Annotated in this window: 11 protein-coding genes, 1 tRNA gene and 3 pseudogenes; 3 read left to right on the forward strand and 12 right to left on the reverse strand. The window is 70.8% G+C overall.

Annotated elements, in window-relative coordinates; all coding sequences use genetic code 11:
• Nucleotides 1-166 (forward strand): annotated as a pseudogene (locus ABZ749_RS13610) (aminodeoxychorismate/anthranilate synthase component II); the annotation flags it as partial.
• Nucleotides 167-220: 54 nt separating this feature from the next.
• Here the strand turns inward: ABZ749_RS13610 and ABZ749_RS13615 are convergent.
• From ABZ749_RS13615 to ABZ749_RS13650, 8 genes are read right to left on the reverse strand one after another with little or no spacing between them, the layout of a single operon-like run.
• Nucleotides 221-916: an ElyC/SanA/YdcF family protein gene (locus ABZ749_RS13615; RefSeq protein ID WP_357227247.1), complete on the reverse strand. Its 696-nt coding sequence runs from the start codon at nucleotides 914-916 to the stop codon at nucleotides 221-223.
• 19 nt (nucleotides 917-935) lie between these two features.
• Nucleotides 936-2,753, reverse strand: a complete 1,818-nt coding sequence (pknB, locus tag ABZ749_RS13620; protein WP_357227250.1) for a Stk1 family PASTA domain-containing Ser/Thr kinase — start codon at nucleotides 2,751-2,753, stop codon at nucleotides 936-938.
• Nucleotides 2,750-4,159: a protein kinase gene (locus tag ABZ749_RS13625; protein WP_357227253.1), complete on the reverse strand. Its 1,410-nt coding sequence runs from the start codon at nucleotides 4,157-4,159 to the stop codon at nucleotides 2,750-2,752. The genes pknB and ABZ749_RS13625 overlap by 4 nt, the downstream gene beginning before the upstream one ends.
• A gap of 1 nt (nucleotide 4,160) precedes the next feature.
• Nucleotides 4,161-5,666 carry a penicillin-binding protein 2 gene (locus ABZ749_RS13630; protein WP_357227256.1) on the reverse strand — a complete coding sequence of 502 codons (1,506 nt, stop codon included), beginning with the start codon at nucleotides 5,664-5,666 and terminating at the stop codon, nucleotides 4,161-4,163.
• Entirely contained in the window at nucleotides 5,663-7,156 is a 1,494-nt protein-coding gene (locus ABZ749_RS13635) for an FtsW/RodA/SpoVE family cell cycle protein (RefSeq protein WP_112601214.1), read from the reverse strand. The genes ABZ749_RS13630 and ABZ749_RS13635 overlap by 4 nt, the downstream gene beginning before the upstream one ends.
• 30 nt (nucleotides 7,157-7,186) lie before the next feature.
• Nucleotides 7,187-8,662 (reverse strand): protein phosphatase 2C domain-containing protein, encoded by a 1,476-nt coding sequence (locus ABZ749_RS13640; RefSeq protein ID WP_357227259.1) that lies wholly within the window; start codon nucleotides 8,660-8,662, stop codon nucleotides 7,187-7,189.
• Complete coding sequence (locus ABZ749_RS13645) at nucleotides 8,659-9,144, reverse strand: FHA domain-containing protein (protein WP_355004608.1); 486 nt, start codon at nucleotides 9,142-9,144, stop codon at nucleotides 8,659-8,661. Before ABZ749_RS13645 ends, ABZ749_RS13640 begins: the two co-directional genes overlap by 4 nt.
• A gap of 6 nt (nucleotides 9,145-9,150) precedes the next feature.
• Nucleotides 9,151-9,939 carry a DUF3662 and FHA domain-containing protein gene (locus ABZ749_RS13650; protein WP_007454122.1) on the reverse strand — a complete coding sequence of 263 codons (789 nt, stop codon included), beginning with the start codon at nucleotides 9,937-9,939 and terminating at the stop codon, nucleotides 9,151-9,153.
• A 206-nt stretch (nucleotides 9,940-10,145) separates the two neighbouring features.
• Between ABZ749_RS13650 and ABZ749_RS13655 the strand changes: the two genes are divergently transcribed.
• Nucleotides 10,146-10,231 (forward strand) — tRNA-Leu (locus ABZ749_RS13655).
• A 64-nt stretch (nucleotides 10,232-10,295) separates the two neighbouring features.
• Nucleotides 10,296-11,294 (forward strand): annotated as a pseudogene (locus tag ABZ749_RS13660) (NAD-dependent epimerase/dehydratase family protein); the annotation flags it as partial.
• A 735-nt stretch (nucleotides 11,295-12,029) separates the two neighbouring features.
• On the opposite strand, the gene ABZ749_RS13665 reads toward ABZ749_RS13660, so the two are convergent.
• From ABZ749_RS13665 to ABZ749_RS13680, 4 genes and pseudogenes are all read right to left on the reverse strand, one after another.
• Nucleotides 12,030-12,740, reverse strand: coding sequence for an ABC transporter permease (locus tag ABZ749_RS13665; RefSeq protein WP_355010177.1), 711 nt, complete (start codon nucleotides 12,738-12,740; stop codon nucleotides 12,030-12,032).
• 1 nt (nucleotide 12,741) lies between these two features.
• Nucleotides 12,742-13,653: an ABC transporter ATP-binding protein gene (locus tag ABZ749_RS13670; RefSeq protein ID WP_357207860.1), complete on the reverse strand. Its 912-nt coding sequence runs from the start codon at nucleotides 13,651-13,653 to the stop codon at nucleotides 12,742-12,744.
• A complete protein-coding gene (locus tag ABZ749_RS13675) occupies nucleotides 13,653-14,558 on the reverse strand; it encodes an ABC transporter permease (RefSeq protein WP_357227262.1) in 906 nt (301 codons plus the stop codon). Before ABZ749_RS13675 ends, ABZ749_RS13670 begins: the two co-directional genes overlap by 1 nt.
• Nucleotides 14,551-14,662: pseudogene (locus ABZ749_RS13680) on the reverse strand (ABC transporter ATP-binding protein); the annotation flags it as partial. The pseudogene ABZ749_RS13680 and the gene ABZ749_RS13675, both read right to left, overlap by 8 nt.

A 14,662-nucleotide genomic window follows, 5' to 3' on the forward strand; every position in this document is an offset into this window, starting at 1 on the left:
CATCGAGGGCGTCCAGTTCCACCCGGAGTCGGTGCTCACCGAGGGGGGCCACCTGATGCTGGCGAACTGGCTGGCCAGTTGCGGTCACCCCGAGGCGCTGGAGCGGGCACCCGCGCTGGCCGCCGAGGTGGACGCGCGTCGTCTGGCGGCCTTCGCCACCGCCTGAGGGCGGGACGTCAGCGCCCGGTCACCGGATCGTCGGGACCCCGCGCCTGCCCGGTCAGCCTCGCAGCGCGTCCTGGACCGCGGAATTAGCTGGCGAACGCACCGCCGGGGGGCGGCCGCGCACCGCGTCCCACGCCGCCTTGCCGCTGGCGAGGTAGTCCCGGATCGACTTCTCGGCCAGTAGGGCAGCGCCGCAACCGTCGCACCGGGCGGTCACCCCGTCGACGTCGACGCCGAGCTGCCGGCACAGCGTCACCGCCCGGGACAGGTGGTACGACTGGGTGACGATCAGGGCCCGCTCGACGCCGTACACCTCGCGCGCTCTCGCGCAGCTGTCGTAGGTGTCCAGGCCGAACGGGTCGGCCACCACCCGACGCCTGTCGACGCCGCGCTCGGCGAGGTACGTCGTCATCACCGCCGGCTCGTCGCCGGACGCCCCGCCGCCGTCGCCCGACACGAGGACCACAGTGGCCCGCCCGCTGGTCACCAGCTCGGCGGCGGTGTCCAGGCGGCCGGCGAGACGGTCACCCGGCCGCTGACGGTCGGCTGCCACCTCGGTGCCGAGCACGATCACCACGTCGGCGGTGGGCGCATCGGCGGCGGCGTACACGTGCCCACGTGCGGCGAGCGTCGTCCACAGCCACGGGGAACTGGCGAGCACCAGGAGGACGAGGCCCGCGACGGCCAGCCGGCGCAGCCGTCGAGGCCACCGCCGTACCGCCCCGACCGCTGACGCTTCCACCTTGGTCATGCCGATGCCCGCGGGTGGCCTAGTCCTGGGACCGGCCCGGCGGAGGTGGGAACGGCAGACCGATGCCGCCCCCGTTGCCGGGAGTGGTCGGCGTGCCCGTCGGCGTGCCCGTCGGCGTCACTGTGGGCGTCGGGTCGGTCTCCGGCTCGGGCTGACTCACCTTGATGGTCACCCTCGTGCCGGTGGGCTTCTTTTCCTTGCCGTTCGGGCTCTGGTCGGTGACCTTCCCCGCCTCGGCGGCCGGCACCTCCGGCCCGTCCTGCACGTTGACAACGAAGCCGTCGTTCCGGAGGACCCGGGTGGCCTCCTCCTGGCTCAACCCGACGACGTCGGGCACCTCGCGGACCTTGCCGTTCGAGACCGTGAGCGTGATCTTCGTGCCTTCGGGAACGCTTTCACCCTCGGGCGGATCGACTTTGAGAACCTCGTCCTGGCTCGCCTCGTCGTCCACCGTCTTGATGTCGTACTTGAGCTTCGCCTCGGTGAGTCGGGCGATGGCGCTCTCCCGCTTGCTGCCCTTGAGCCCGGCGGGAACGCGCACCTCGGGCTTACCGCCACAGATCTGAATGGTGACCGTGCCGTTCTGCCTCACCTGGGTGGTCGGCAGCGGGTTCTGCTGAACGACAGTGCCCTCGGTGCAGTCACTTGCCAACACCGGGTCACCCACCTGTGGTGACAGACCGGCCTTCTGGATCTCGGCGATCGCCACGTCCCGGGCCTTGCCGGTGAGGGTGGGCACCGACTTCAGTTCGTTGCCCTTCTGCTGGTCCCAGAGCAGGGCGGCGACCAGGGCGATCACCGCCAGCACGCCGACCGCGCTGAACAACGCGATCAGGAACGAGGACGCCTTGCGCTGACGAGGATCGCCCACCCGGGCCGGGATCTGCCCGGTCTGCGGCCCACGGCCGGGAGCCGGATAGCCGCCCCCACCGCCGGCCGGGGCCATCGCCACCGTCTCCGCCTCGCGCAGCACCGGGGTGGCCAGCACGGGCCGGCCGGCGGCGGCGCGGAGCAGGTCGGCCCGCATCTCGCCAGCGCTCTGGTAGCGGTTGAGCGGGTTCTTCGACAGCGCCTTGAGCACGATCGCGTCGACCGCCGGGGTGACGTCCGGGTTGATGTCGCTCGGCGTCGGCGGCGTCTCCCGTACGTGCTGGTAGGCGACGCTGACCGGGCTGTCCCCGACGAACGGCGGGTGCCCGCAGACCAACTCGAAGAGCACACACCCGGCCGCGTACACGTCGGAGCGGGCGTCGACGGCCTCGCCGCGCGCCTGCTCCGGGGAGAGGTACTGCGCCGTACCGATGACCGCGCTGGTCTGGGTCATGGTGGTCGCACCGCTGGCCAACGCCCGGGCGATGCCGAAGTCCATGACCTTGACCTGGCCGGTCTGGGTGAGCATCACGTTGCCGGGCTTGATGTCCCGGTGGATGATCCCGTGCCGGTGGCTGAACTCCAGGGCGGCGCACATGTCGGCGCAGATCTCCAGCGCACGGCGCGGTTGCAGTCGCCCCTCGGCGCCGAGAACCTCCTTCAAGGTCCGCCCGTTGACGAACTCCATGACGATGAACGGCAGCGTCTCACCGGTCGGCGCGGTCTCCTCGCCGGTGTCGTAGACCGCCACGATGGCCGGGTGGTTGAGCGAGGCGGCGTTCTGCGCCTCGCGACGGAACCGCATCTGGAACGTCGCGTCCCGGGCGAGGTCGGTGCGGAGCATCTTGATCGCGACGTCCCGACCGAGCCGGAGATCGCGACCACGGTGCACCTCGGCCATGCCGCCATAGCCGAGCAGCTCGCCGACCTGGTACCTGCCACCGAGCAGGCGGGCCTGCGCTGTCATCGCGTCTGTCGTCCTTCGCTCGTCGTCGTCCCGCCGTCGCCCGGCTGGAGTCGTACCTCTCGACGGTACGACGTCCGGGTCGGATCGTCGCGCCCGTCGAGTCGTAGCGCGCCGGACGTCACGGTGCGCGGCGCAAGCCCGGCTGACGCGCCGTCCTGCGACTGCTTCCGCAGGTTGTAGGAAATCACGCCAGAGCAGAGCAGGACCAGCACGGCCAGCAGGATGGCGAGAAGCACCATTCCAGGCCGGGACCGCTGGGGCTGGGGTGACGGCGTCGCCGGGCCGGCCTGCCGGGCGTACGCCGGCGGGTGTTCCTGCCGGGGCGGCCCGGACGGCACCGCTGCCGCACCGCGTGGGTAGCCGTTCGGGGCCCCCTGCGGGCGGACGGGCTGGACGGCCGGCGCGACGGCTGTGGGGCGTGGCTGTTGGGCAGGTGCGATCGCGGTCGGCCTCGCTCCGGCCACCGGCGGGCGGGCGGTCGGCGGACGCATCTGGTGCGCCTGCGGCACCTGGGCCCGGCCCGGCGCGGCCGGCGAGGCGGGCGCCGCGGACACCGGCCCGGAGTTCGCGCCGGCCCGAGCCTGCTGGGAGAGCGCGGCCTTGAGCTGACGGGCGACCCCGGCGAGTGCGGCGGCGCTCGGCCAGCGGGCGGCCGGATCCTTCGCCAACGCCCGTTCGACCAGAGCGCGCACCTGCGGAGGGATGTCGGCCGGCAGTGGCCGGGGGGTCTCCCGGACGTGCCGCATCGCGATGTCGAGGGGGTTGTCGCCCTCGAACGGCCGCCGACCGGCCAGGCACTGGTAGGCGACCACGCCCAGGGCGTAGACGTCGGATGCCGGGGTGGCCACGCCGCCGGTGGCCTGCTCCGGTGAGATGTACGAGGCGGTGCCGAGCACCGAGCCGGCGGCGGTGAGCTGGCCGACCATGTCGGAGCGGGCGATGCCGAAGTCGGTGAGCACCAGCGTGCCGTTCGGCCGGACCAGCAGGTTGCCCGGCTTCACGTCGCGGTGCACGATGCCCTTTTCGTGGGCGGCGTGCAGCGCGTCGGCGGCCTGCGCGACGAGTGCCATCGTCCGCGCCGGGGTGAGCCGGCCGACCCGGCTCAACGTGGACGACAGGGCGTCACCCTCGACGTACTCCATGACCAGGAAGGCGATCTGCTGGTCGTTGCCGAAGTCGTAGACGTCCACCACGCCGGGATGGTTGATGGTGGCCATGGTGCGGGCCTCGCCGCGGAACCGCTCGCCGAAGTCCGGGTCGTCGAGCAGGGCGGGGAGCAGGCTCTTCACCGCGACCGTCCGGCCGAGCACCTGGTCGGTGCCGCGCCAGACGTCGCCCATGCCGCCGCTGGCGATCCGCTCGTCGAGACGGTAGCGGTTGCCGAGCTGCACGCCGGGGCTGAGCATGTCAGCGACCCCCTGGGTCGGCGATGGCGGCCTTCATGATCTGGCCGGCGATCCGCGCCGCCTCGGCGCTACCACCTGGGCCGGCCTGCTCCAGCATCACGCAGACAGCGGAGACCGGGTTGCCGTTCTTGTCCAGGGCGAAGCCGATGAACCAGCCGTGGTCGGGCCGGTCCGGAGCGGACTGGGCGGTACCGGTCTTGCCGCCGACCGTGTAGCCGTTGATCGCGGCCTTCTTGCCGGTGCCGTTCTGGACCACGCTGACCATCATCTCGCGCAGGTCGGCGGCGACCTGCGGCTCGACGGGCTGGCGCAGCTCCCGCGCCTTCGCGCTGTAGTAGCTGGTGGTCCGGTCCGGCGCTAGCAGCTGCCGCACCAGGTACGGCCGCATCTGACTGCCGTTGTTCGCGATCGCGCCGGCGATCATGGCGCCTTCGAGCGGGGTCATCCGGACGTTGTTCTGGCCGATCGAGGACTGGGCCAGCGCGGCCGGGTCCGTGCTGCCGTCCGGGTTCTGGATGTCGCCGGTCCGACTGGCCGCCGTGGGCAGGCCGCCCTCACCGAGATGACCGACGGTGAGGTCCTCCTGCTCGAAGCCGAACTGCCGGGCCTTCTCCTTGAGAGTGTCGGCTCCGAGTCGCACGCCGAGCTGCGCGAAGCCGGTGTTGCACGACTCGGTGACCGCCTCCAGCAGGGTGACCTTCGGCTCCGGGCAGATCGAGGCGGCGGCGTTCTTGATCGGGGTGCCCGAGGTGGGCGGGGTCCAGCTGGAACCGGCCGGGATCTGGGTGGACTTGGTGATGCCGTTCTCCAGTGCCGCCGCGGCGACCACGATCTTGAAGGTGGAGCCGGGCGGCAGTGTCTCGTCGAGCGCGCGGTTCTTCAGCGGTTCGGCCGGGTCCTGCTCCAGCTTCTTGTACGCCACCGTCGCCTCGTTGGTGTCGTGGCTGGCCAGCGGGTTCGGGTCGAAGCTCGGCATGGAGACCAGCGCCTGGACGGCACCGGTACGCGGATCGATGGCGATCGCCGCGCCCCGCTTCGCACCCACCTCGTTGTTGCGCAGCTGGTCGTACGCCACGTCCTGGGCCCGCTTGGAGAGCGAGAGCAGCACGTTGCCGCCGCCGGTGTCGTCGCCGGTGAACATGTCCTTCAACCGGTCGCCGATCAGCTGGTCGCTGGTGCCGGCCAGGAAGTCGTTCTCCGCCCGCTCGATGCCCTGGTCGGCCAGGTTGACCGGCTTGTAACCGAGCACGTGGGCGTACTTGGCGCCGCTGGGATACATGCGCCGGAACTTCAGGTTGCCGGTGGTCTCCTTGCTGGTGGCCAGGGCCGTGCCGCCAGCCTCGATGTTGCCGCGCTTACGGTCGTACTCGGCGACCTGGACCCGACCGTTGTAGTCGCTGGTCCGGTATTCATCCGCCTTGTAGGCCTGAATCCAGTTGAGGTTGGCGAAGAGCAGGCCGAACAGGACCATGACGACGACGCCAACGCGGCGCAGGGGTGCGTTCACGGCTTGATCACCTCCGTGGGAGCACCGTGCAGCTGCTCGGGCGGGCCACCGCTGGGACGAGCCGCCTTGCCGCCGCCTCCTCCGGTCACCGGTCGGCGGGCGCCGTCGGAGACCCGCAGCAGCACCGCGATGAGCAGCCAGTTGGCCATCAACGACGACCCGCCGGCGGACAGGAACGGGGTCGTCTGACCGGTCAGCGGGATGAGCTTGCTGATCCCGCCGACGATCACGAAGACCTGGAGGCCGAGGGTGAACGCGAGACCGCCGGCGAGCAGCTTGCCGAACGAGTCCCGTACCGCCAGCGCGGCGCGCAGCCCGCGCTCCACGATGAGCAGGTAGACGACCAGCAGCGCGGAGAGGCCGAAGAGGCCGATCTCCTCACCGATGCCGGCGAAGATGAAGTCGTTCTGCACCTCGGGCAGGATCTCCGGCTGACCGCCGCCCGGCCCGGCACCGAAGAGCCCGCCCGTGCCCAGGGCCAGCAGGCCCTGCACGAGTTGGTAGCCCTTGTTGGTCGGGTCGGCGAACGGGTCGAGCCAGATCTCCGCCCGCACGTAGAAGTTGGCGAACGGCCCGCCGACCGTCGAGCCGAGGACGTAGGCGAGGTACGCGCCGCCGAAGAAGAGGACCAGGCCGATCAGCAGCCAGCTGACCCGTTCGGTGGCGATGTAGAGCGTCACCACGAACATGCCGAAGTAGAGCAGCGAGGTGCCCAGGTCCTTCTCGAAGACCAGCACCAGGACGCTGATCAGCCAGACGCCGACCACCGGCCCGAGGTCGCGGCCACGCGGAAAGTCGATGCCGAGGAAGCGCCGACTGGCCAGCGAGAGCACCTCACGCTTGCGCACCAGGTAGTAGGCGAAGAAGACCAGCAGCGCCAGCTTGGCGAACTCACCCGGCTGGATGGAGAAGCTGCCGACCCGGACCCACAGCTTCGCGCCGTTGATCTCGGAGATGCTCGACGGCAGCACCGCCGGGATCATCACCAGCACGATGCCGGCCAACCCCAGGGTGTACGCGTACCGCGAGATCGACCTGTGGTCGCGCATGATCGCGAGCAGAGCGGCGGCGAGAATCACCGCACCGAGCGTCCAGGCCAGCTGACGCCCGCCCTGCCCCGCGAAGACGGCAAGGCTCTCCCGCTCGGCCACCGGGGCGTCGCCCAGGTCGATCCGGCGCAGGAAGCCCACCCCGAGCCCGTTGAGCAGGGCCACCGCCGGCAGCAGCGCCGGGTCGGCGAACGGGGCCAGGAACCGGATGACCAGGTGCAGACCGAGGAAGACCGCGCCGAGCGCGGCGGCCGGCATCCAGAAGTCCGGGGTGACCGTGTCCAGCAGGTTCGCCTCGACGGTCGCCCCGTACGCGGCCACCAGCACCATCGCGAGCAACAGCAGGTACAGCTCGGCGTTGCGGCGCGACCGCGCCAGGCGTACGCCGGATTGCTCGCCCGCGGTGGCGGGCGAGGGTGCCGGTGTGGCCGCTACGGTCACGGGTGGAGTCCTCAGGATCTCAGCCGACGCTCACTCAGGAGACCGGCAGCCGGCCGGGTCGAGCGCCGGCGGGGCCGAGTCGGAGGGCGTGACGTCGGGTGTGGTGGTCGCGCCGGCAGCACCGAGAGCGGTGGTGGCACCTGCGGTCGGGCTTGCGCTGACAACCCCGTTGGGGGTCGGCGACGCGTTGGCGCTCGGGCTGCCGTTCGGGGTCGGCGTCGAACCGAGTGGGGTCGGCGTCGGCGTCGGCGTGGTGACCCCGACGGCGGTCGGGTCGAGCGGGCAGAGCGGCTTCAGGTTGGGGTTGCTCGGCGTGTCGCTGGTCAGCTCGGCGAGCTGACGCTCGGCGTCCGGCTCACTCTTCGCCCGGATGCCGACCTTGACGGTGTCCTGGGCGGCGACGGTGAGGTCGTCCAGGCGGGTGCCGCTGCGGCGGTGAACGCTGGACAGGTCCATCCCGGCGATCTGGCCCTGGACACCGCGGAAGACGGCAACCTGGCCCTCTTCGGTGGCTCCCACGTAGTACTGCCGCTGGGTGTACGTCCAACCGCCGAACGACGCACCGCCGACGATCACCAGCAGGGCCAGCGCCATGGCGGCGGTCCGGACCGGACGTCGTTTCGGCCGGTCGGCGTCATCGTCGGAGGCCGCCGGCTCCTCGGGCGCGGCCGGACGCGGCGCGGAGAGCGCCGAGGCTCGGGCGGCCGGAGTCGAGTCGTCGGCGGAGGTCGCCATGCCCCGGTCCCGGGCGGCGGCGCCGCCCACGATCGGGGTCGCCTCGACGATGTCCTGGTCGGTGGCGTCGGCGATGATCACCGTGATGTTGTCCGGCCCACCGCCGCGCAGCGCGAGCTGCACCAGCCGCTCGACGCACTGCTGCGGGTCGGTGTACTCCCGCAAGGTCTCGCCGATGGTCTCGGCGCTGACCACACCCGAGAGGCCGTCGCTGCAGATCAGGTACCGGTCGCCGGGCATGACCTGGCGGACCGAGTATTCCGGGTCGATGTCCCGACCGTCGAGGGCACGGGTGAGCAGCGACCGCTGCGGGTGGCTGCTCGCCTCCTCGGCGCTGATGCGGCCTTCGTCGACCAGCATCTGGACGTAGGTGTCGTCCTTGGTGATCTGCGCGAACTCGCCATTGCGCAGCAGGTAGGCCCGCGAGTCGCCAATGTGGACCATCCCCAGCTTGCTGCCGGTGAAGAGGGTCGCCGTCAGCGTGGTGCCCATCCCCTCCAACTGCGGGTTGGCGTCCACTGTGTCGCGGAGTTGTTGGTTGGCGGTGCCCACTGCCGAACGCAACGCGTCGACGAGAGCGTCCCCTGGGACGTCCTCGTCGAGCGGCGCCATGGCACCGATGACGATGTTGCTGGCGACGTCACCGGCGGCCATACCGCCCATGCCGTCGGCAACGGCGAGTAACCGCGGCCCGGCGTAGACGGAGTCTTGATTGCCGTCTCGGATCAGACCGCGGTCGCTGTGGGCCGCATAGCGCAGGGTCAGAGTCATGGCCGTAATTCGAGGGAAGTGCGGCCGATCCGGATCGGCACGCCGAGGGGGACGGGGGTTGGTCCGGAGACCTTAGCGCGATCGAGGTACGTGCCGTTAGTCGAGCCGAGGTCCTCGACGTACCACTGCCCCTCACGCGGCATGAGCCGGGCGTGTCGCGCGGAGGCGTAGTCGTCGGTGATGACCAGGGTGGAGTCCTCAGCCCGACCGATGGTGATCTGCGCTTCCCCGAGAGTGATTTTGGTGCCGGCCAGCTGACCGGCCGTCACCACCAGTTGGTGCGCCGCTCTGCCCCGTTTCACCTTCGCTGGCTTGGCCCCCTGCCCCGTCGAGGCGCCCACCGCGCGTGGCGCGGCCACCAGACGACCGGACCGGGCGCCCGCGAAGAGGTCCCTGCGGATCACCCCGACCACCGTGAACACGAAGATCCACAGCAGGATCAGGAACCCGAACCGGGCAACGGTGATGACCAGTTCCGGCAAGGCGGGTCAGCCGTCCACGCGGAAGGTCAGCGTCGTCGTCCCGAGCTGGACCATGTCACCGGGGTTGAGCGCGACGGCGGAGACCCGCTGCCCGTTCACCATGGTGCCGTTGGTCGAACCCAGGTCGGTCAGCACGACCTGGCCCCCGTCGAAATCCAGCCGGGCGTGTCGCCGGGAGATGCCGACGTCGGGCAGGCGCAGGTTGGCCTGGTCGCCGCGACCGATCACCGTCGACCCCATCTGAAGGGGGTAGGTGCGACCGTCGCCGGAGACCAGCCGCACGTTGCGACCGCCACCGTGCCCGGGCGGCGGGCCGTAGCCACCGCCCTGGTCGTACGCGGGGTAGGCGGGCGGGCCGGCGTCGTAGCCGGGCGCCGACACCGGGGCGACCTCGCCGCCGGTGTAGACCTCGGCCGTGACACGGAACATGCCCGTGTCCAGGCCCTCGCCTCGCTCGATCTCGACGATCACGTCGCCGTAGACCGTCCACGCCTGCTCGCCGATGAACTCCGCCTGCGACTGGGCCAACTCCTGGGCCAGCGCGGCGGCGTACGGCGCCAGCCGACTGTGGTCGAACGGCGAGAGATCGATCACGTAGCGGTTGGGCACCAACGTGCGCCCACCGGCCAGGATCGCCTTGTGCGCCTCGGCCTCCCGCTGCATGGCGTTGAGGATCTCCACGGGGTGGACCACCCCTTTGAAGACCTTGGCGAAGGCCCCTTCTACCAGGCCTTCCAGACGCTTCTCGAAGCGTTGCAGCACGCTCACCGGCTCCTCCTCGGGTCCCGAGGACATGATGGTATCCGGCCGGCGCGCGCGCAGCTCACACGCCGCTCGGCCGGCTGCTCTCGACCCGTTCGGAAGGGCCGGGATTGTCGTGCTAATCTTTCGTCCGCCACGAACGGTAATCGCTCGTGGCGAGCGTCAGGGACAGCGTAGTATTCCCGAGGCCCGTTGGAGACAGCGGGGCCGGGCAGCTAGAGTGTTCCGGGTTGTGCCACGGGGATGTGGCGGAATGGCAGACGCGCACGGTTCAGGTCCGTGTGCCCGAAAGGGCGTGGGGGTTCAACTCCCCCCATCCCCACCACCGACGAGGGCTCCGCTTCATGCGGGGCCCTTCCGTCATATCGGGGCGTGCTGGACGTCACGCTATGCTCCGATGGATTCTGCCTCCGATGGACCAGGAGTGGCGTGTGAGTGTCGCGTTGGTGACAGGGTCGGGTGGTCTGATCGGCTCCGAAGCGGTCCGGCATTTCGCCGGCCTCGGTCTGGACGTCGTCGGCATCGACAACGACATGCGCCGGTACTTCTTCGGCGAGGACGGCTCCACCTCGTGGAGCCTGGAACGGCTCGGCCGTGACCTGGGTAACGCGTACACCCACTTCGCGGTGGACATCCGGGACCGGGACGGCCTGGAGCAGGTGTTCAAGAAGTACGGCTCGGACATCGCAGTGGTGATCCACAGCGCTGCCCAGCCGAGCCATGACTGGGCAGCCAAGGAGCCGTACACGGACTTCGACGTGAACGCCGGCGGCACGCTCAACATCCTGGAGAACACCCGCCGGCACGCGATCGACGCGCCGTTCATCCACTGCTCGACGAACAAGGTGTACGGCGACCGGCCCAACAGCCTGCCGCTCATCGAGTTGGAGACCCGGTACGAGCTGCCCGAGGACCACCGCTGGTACCAGGGCATCACCGAAGAGATGTCGATCGACCACTCGCTGCACTCGGTCTTCGGCGCCTCAAAGGTCGCCGCGGACGTGATGGTCCAGGAGTACGGGCGCTACTTCGACATGAAGACCGCCTGCTTCCGGGGCGGCACGCTGACCGGCCCGGCGCACTCCGCGGCCGAGCTGCACGGGTTCCTGGCCTATCTGATGCGCTGCGTCATGGAGGGCCGGACGTACAACCTCTTCGGATACAAGGGCAAGATGGTCCGGGACGCGATCCACTCGCACGACGTGCTGACCGCGTTCGAGGCGTTCTTCCGGGCCCCGCGATCCGCGGAGGTCTACAACCTCGGTGGCGGCCGCCACTCCAACACCTCGCACATCGAGGCGTTCCGGATCGCGGAGGAGATCACCGGCCGCGAGGCGCAGATCAACTACGTCGAGCAGAACCGCACCGGTGATCACCAGTGGTACGTGCCAGCCGCGCAGGAAGCGCAGCCCGAGCAGGAACGCGATCACGGCGGGCCCCACCAGCAGGGTGATCGCCTGGAGGCGGTACGGCATCCGGTGCCGGGTCAGCTCCCCCGCGTTGCCCAGCACGATGGCCCCGGCCAACATCAGGAAAGCGCCCCACCAACCGGTCTTCGGGTGGATCAGATCCACCCGGATCAGCTGCAGGGTCAGGCCGAGCAGCGCGCCGGTCAGCGCGAGCAGGGCCACCGCCCGGTGCAGGCCGCGGGCGAGCGGGTGGGCCGCCCGCCACCAGTAGGTGCCGGCCACCGCCAGGCAGGGCAGCACCACCAGGAGCGGCCAGCCTCGCCCCATCACGCCGAACATCAGCAGCGCGCCGACCGCGAAGACGATCGTGCCGACGCAGGCGAGCATGTACCCGGCGAAGGCCCGGCCGCCGCCGCGAACCAGCAACGGCCCACCGCTGGCCGCGATCAACGCGGCCGGGATCAGAATGAAGACCGCCCACCAGTGGAACTGGCCGCTGCCCTGAGCCGCCGTGGCGACCGTGGCACAGGCCAGCCCGGCGACGGCCAGGCTGGTCAGCCACGGCCGGCTGCTCCGGGAGTATGGCTCAGCCAACGACGTCCGCTCCGCTTCGACGCTCACGCCCACCAGCCTGGCCGGAGGAGGCCTGACCGGTCCATCCGGCCAGCCCTACCGCCGCGCGGGGGCTGGCCGGAACAGCGGCTCGCACCGTTGTCAGCTCGTCTCACCGGCCACGCTGAACGAGCGCAGGCGGTCGATGGCGAGCACCGTGAAGCCGACGCTGACCAGCGCGGTCATCACCGACGCCACCGGCACCGACACGCTGGTCTCCAGCAGCCCGGTGGGAGCGATCCGGTCGGCGAGGGCGATCACGTACTGCTGGATGGAGAGCACCTTGGTGCCGCTGACGAAGTTGCCCAGCAGCCCCTCCCAGATCAGCACGTAGACCAGCCCGAGCAGCACCGGCCGCCTGGTGACCAGGCTGAGCGCGAGGAACAACGCCGAGTACGCCAGCGCGCCGAGCGCAGCCGAGACCGCCAGCGCCAGTCCGAGGCGTACCGAATCGGCGAGCACACCCGCGACGTAGAGCGGCACCGCCACTGTGACCGCGGTGACCCCGGCGGCCACCGCGAGCTTCGGCAGCACGATCTGCCAGCGCGGCAGCGGCTTGGTCAGGATGTGCACCACGGTGCCGTCGTCGATCTCGGCGCCCAGCACGCCGGTGCCGATGATCAGCGCGACCACCGGCAGCACCACGGCCAGCCCGAGACCGACCAGCACCGGCGGCCCCCACTGGCCCGGGTCCACCCCCAGCGACCGGCAGAGCACGGCCAGCCCGAGCAGCACCAACGGCAGCGGTAGCAGCAGCAGGAACCGACGGCGGCCGAACAACCCGCGCGCGGTGATCCAGGTAACTGTCGACATGTCAGGCCTCCACCAGGTAGGAGAAGACGCTCTCCAGGGACTCGTCGGACGGCACCAGCTGGCGTACCCGGATGCCCTTGTTCAGCGCGATCCGGGGCAGCGCCCGGGTGAACGCGCCGTAGTCACCGGCCCGCACGGTCAAGCCGGTCGGGTCCAACTCGACCCCACTCACCGACGCCTCGGCGATCAGCGCGACGGCCAGCGCCCGGTCGTCGGTGGAGCGCACCGCGAAGACGTGCGGGCGGTTGGTCATCAACCGGCGGATGGTCCGGAAGTCGCCGGAGGCGGCCAACCGGCCGGCCACCATCACCTGCACCGTCCCGGAGACCTGTTCGACCTCCTCCAGGATGTGCGAGCTGAACAGGATCGTCCGGCCAGCGTCACCCAGGGTGTGCAGCAGCTGCATCATGTGCAGCCGCTGGCGCGGGTCCATGCCGTTGAACGGCTCGTCGAGCAGCAGCACCTGCGGGTCGTGCACCAGCGCCGCGGCCACCCGGGCGCGCTGGCGCATGCCCTTGGAGTACGTGCCGATCCGGCGGTCCTGCGCCGACTCCAGCTCCACCAGATCGATCGCCCGTCGGGCCGCGGCCGCCGGATCGGGCAGCCGGTGCAGCTTCGCGCTGGCCAGCACGAACTCGTAGGCGGTGAGGAAACCCTGCACCGCCTCCCGCTCGCTGACCAGCCCCAGCCGCCGGTAGACATCGGGGTTGCGCCAGGTCGGCTCGTCGTCGAGGGTGACGGTGCCGCGCGACGGGGAGAGGAACCCGGCCATCATGTGCAGCAGCGTGGTCTTGCCGGCGCCGTTCGGGCCGAGCAGCCCGGTCACGCCCGGGCCGAGGGACATGCTGATGTCGTTGACAGCGACCACGTTGCCGTACCACCGGGACACCCCGGTCAGGCTCAGCGTGCTCATCAGGAGGCGACCTTCCGGTAGCGGGCCAGCAGGAGGGCGGTCGCGCCGGCGACCAGCAGCACCGCGGCCAGGGCGTAGACCGGGCCGAACCCGCCGATCATCATCTCGCCCGGATCGCCCTCGACCAGCAGGTCACCCAGGGACCAGATGCCCACCCCCTGGACCAGCGTGGAGGGCGAGGCGAGCCCGGCCAGCTCGTTGGCGGCACGCGACGGCAGGATGCTCAGCACGCCCACGATCGGGGTGGTCATCAGGAAGACCGCGACCACACCGCCGGCGGCGAAGGCGCGCTTACCGGTCAGCGACGCGACCAGCAGGCCGACCGAGGCGAAGACCACCGCCCACAGCCCGGCGTAGAGCAGCCCGGGGAGCAGGTCGAGCAGCTCGTTCCACACCCCGCGCATGCCCTGCTTGGTGGTGAACGCGGCACCCAGGAACATCAACAGCTGCGGCCCGCCGAGCAGCAGCCAGAGGGCGGTGACCAGCGCCAGCAACTTGGCCAACGCGTAGTCGGTGCGCGGCAGCGGCCGGGAGAAGTACAGCGGCAGCACGCCGCTGCGCAGATCCCGGGAGACCAGCTCCGGAGCTACTACCGCGACGAAGAAGATGACCAGCCAGCTCATCGCGTCGGCGAACTGGGCGTACGTGGCCACCGGCTCGCCGATCTGGCTGCGTACCGCGGCCAGGGCCACCGCGACCAGGGTGACGATGCCGACCACCAGCCACGGGAAGATCTTGGCCTTGGCGCTGCGGCCGAGACCGAACGCGGTGCGCAGACCGTGCCCGTAGAGCGCGCCGAAGACCTGCCGGCGGCCGAGCCTCGGGCCCTCGTAGCGTTGGTAACCGATGTCGTGGATGACGCCGGTCGGCGTGGAGCGCACGGCGGCGGTGGACGGCTCAGGCATGAGTGAGCTCCCTCGTGGCGAAGAGTTCGGCCACCCGGTGCCGGCGTTGGTCCAGTCGGTGCAGTGGCAGGTCCAGTTCGGCGACCGCACCGAGGATCAGGTCG

Origin of the sequence: Micromonospora sp. NPDC047753 (genome assembly GCF_040642735.1) — a bacterium.
Taxonomy (GTDB): domain Bacteria; phylum Actinomycetota; class Actinomycetes; order Mycobacteriales; family Micromonosporaceae; genus Micromonospora.

Coding starts and splice junctions, on each gene's coding strand:
- ABZ749_RS13675 (WP_357227262.1), bottom strand. CDS start 14,558: ATGCCTGAGCCGTCCACCGCCGCCGTGCGCTCCACGCCGACCGGCGTC.
- pknB (WP_357227250.1), bottom strand. CDS start 2,753: ATGACAGCGCAGGCCCGCCTGCTCGGTGGCAGGTACCAGGTCGGCGAG.
- ABZ749_RS13625 (WP_357227253.1), bottom strand. CDS start 4,159: ATGCTCAGCCCCGGCGTGCAGCTCGGCAACCGCTACCGTCTCGACGAG.
- ABZ749_RS13640 (WP_357227259.1), bottom strand. CDS start 8,662: ATGACTCTGACCCTGCGCTATGCGGCCCACAGCGACCGCGGTCTGATC.
- ABZ749_RS13670 (WP_357207860.1), bottom strand. CDS start 13,653: ATGAGCACGCTGAGCCTGACCGGGGTGTCCCGGTGGTACGGCAACGTG.
- ABZ749_RS13615 (WP_357227247.1), bottom strand. CDS start 916: ATGACCAAGGTGGAAGCGTCAGCGGTCGGGGCGGTACGGCGGTGGCCT.
- ABZ749_RS13665 (WP_355010177.1), bottom strand. CDS start 12,740: ATGTCGACAGTTACCTGGATCACCGCGCGCGGGTTGTTCGGCCGCCGT.
- ABZ749_RS13650 (WP_007454122.1), bottom strand. CDS start 9,939: ATGTCCTCGGGACCCGAGGAGGAGCCGGTGAGCGTGCTGCAACGCTTC.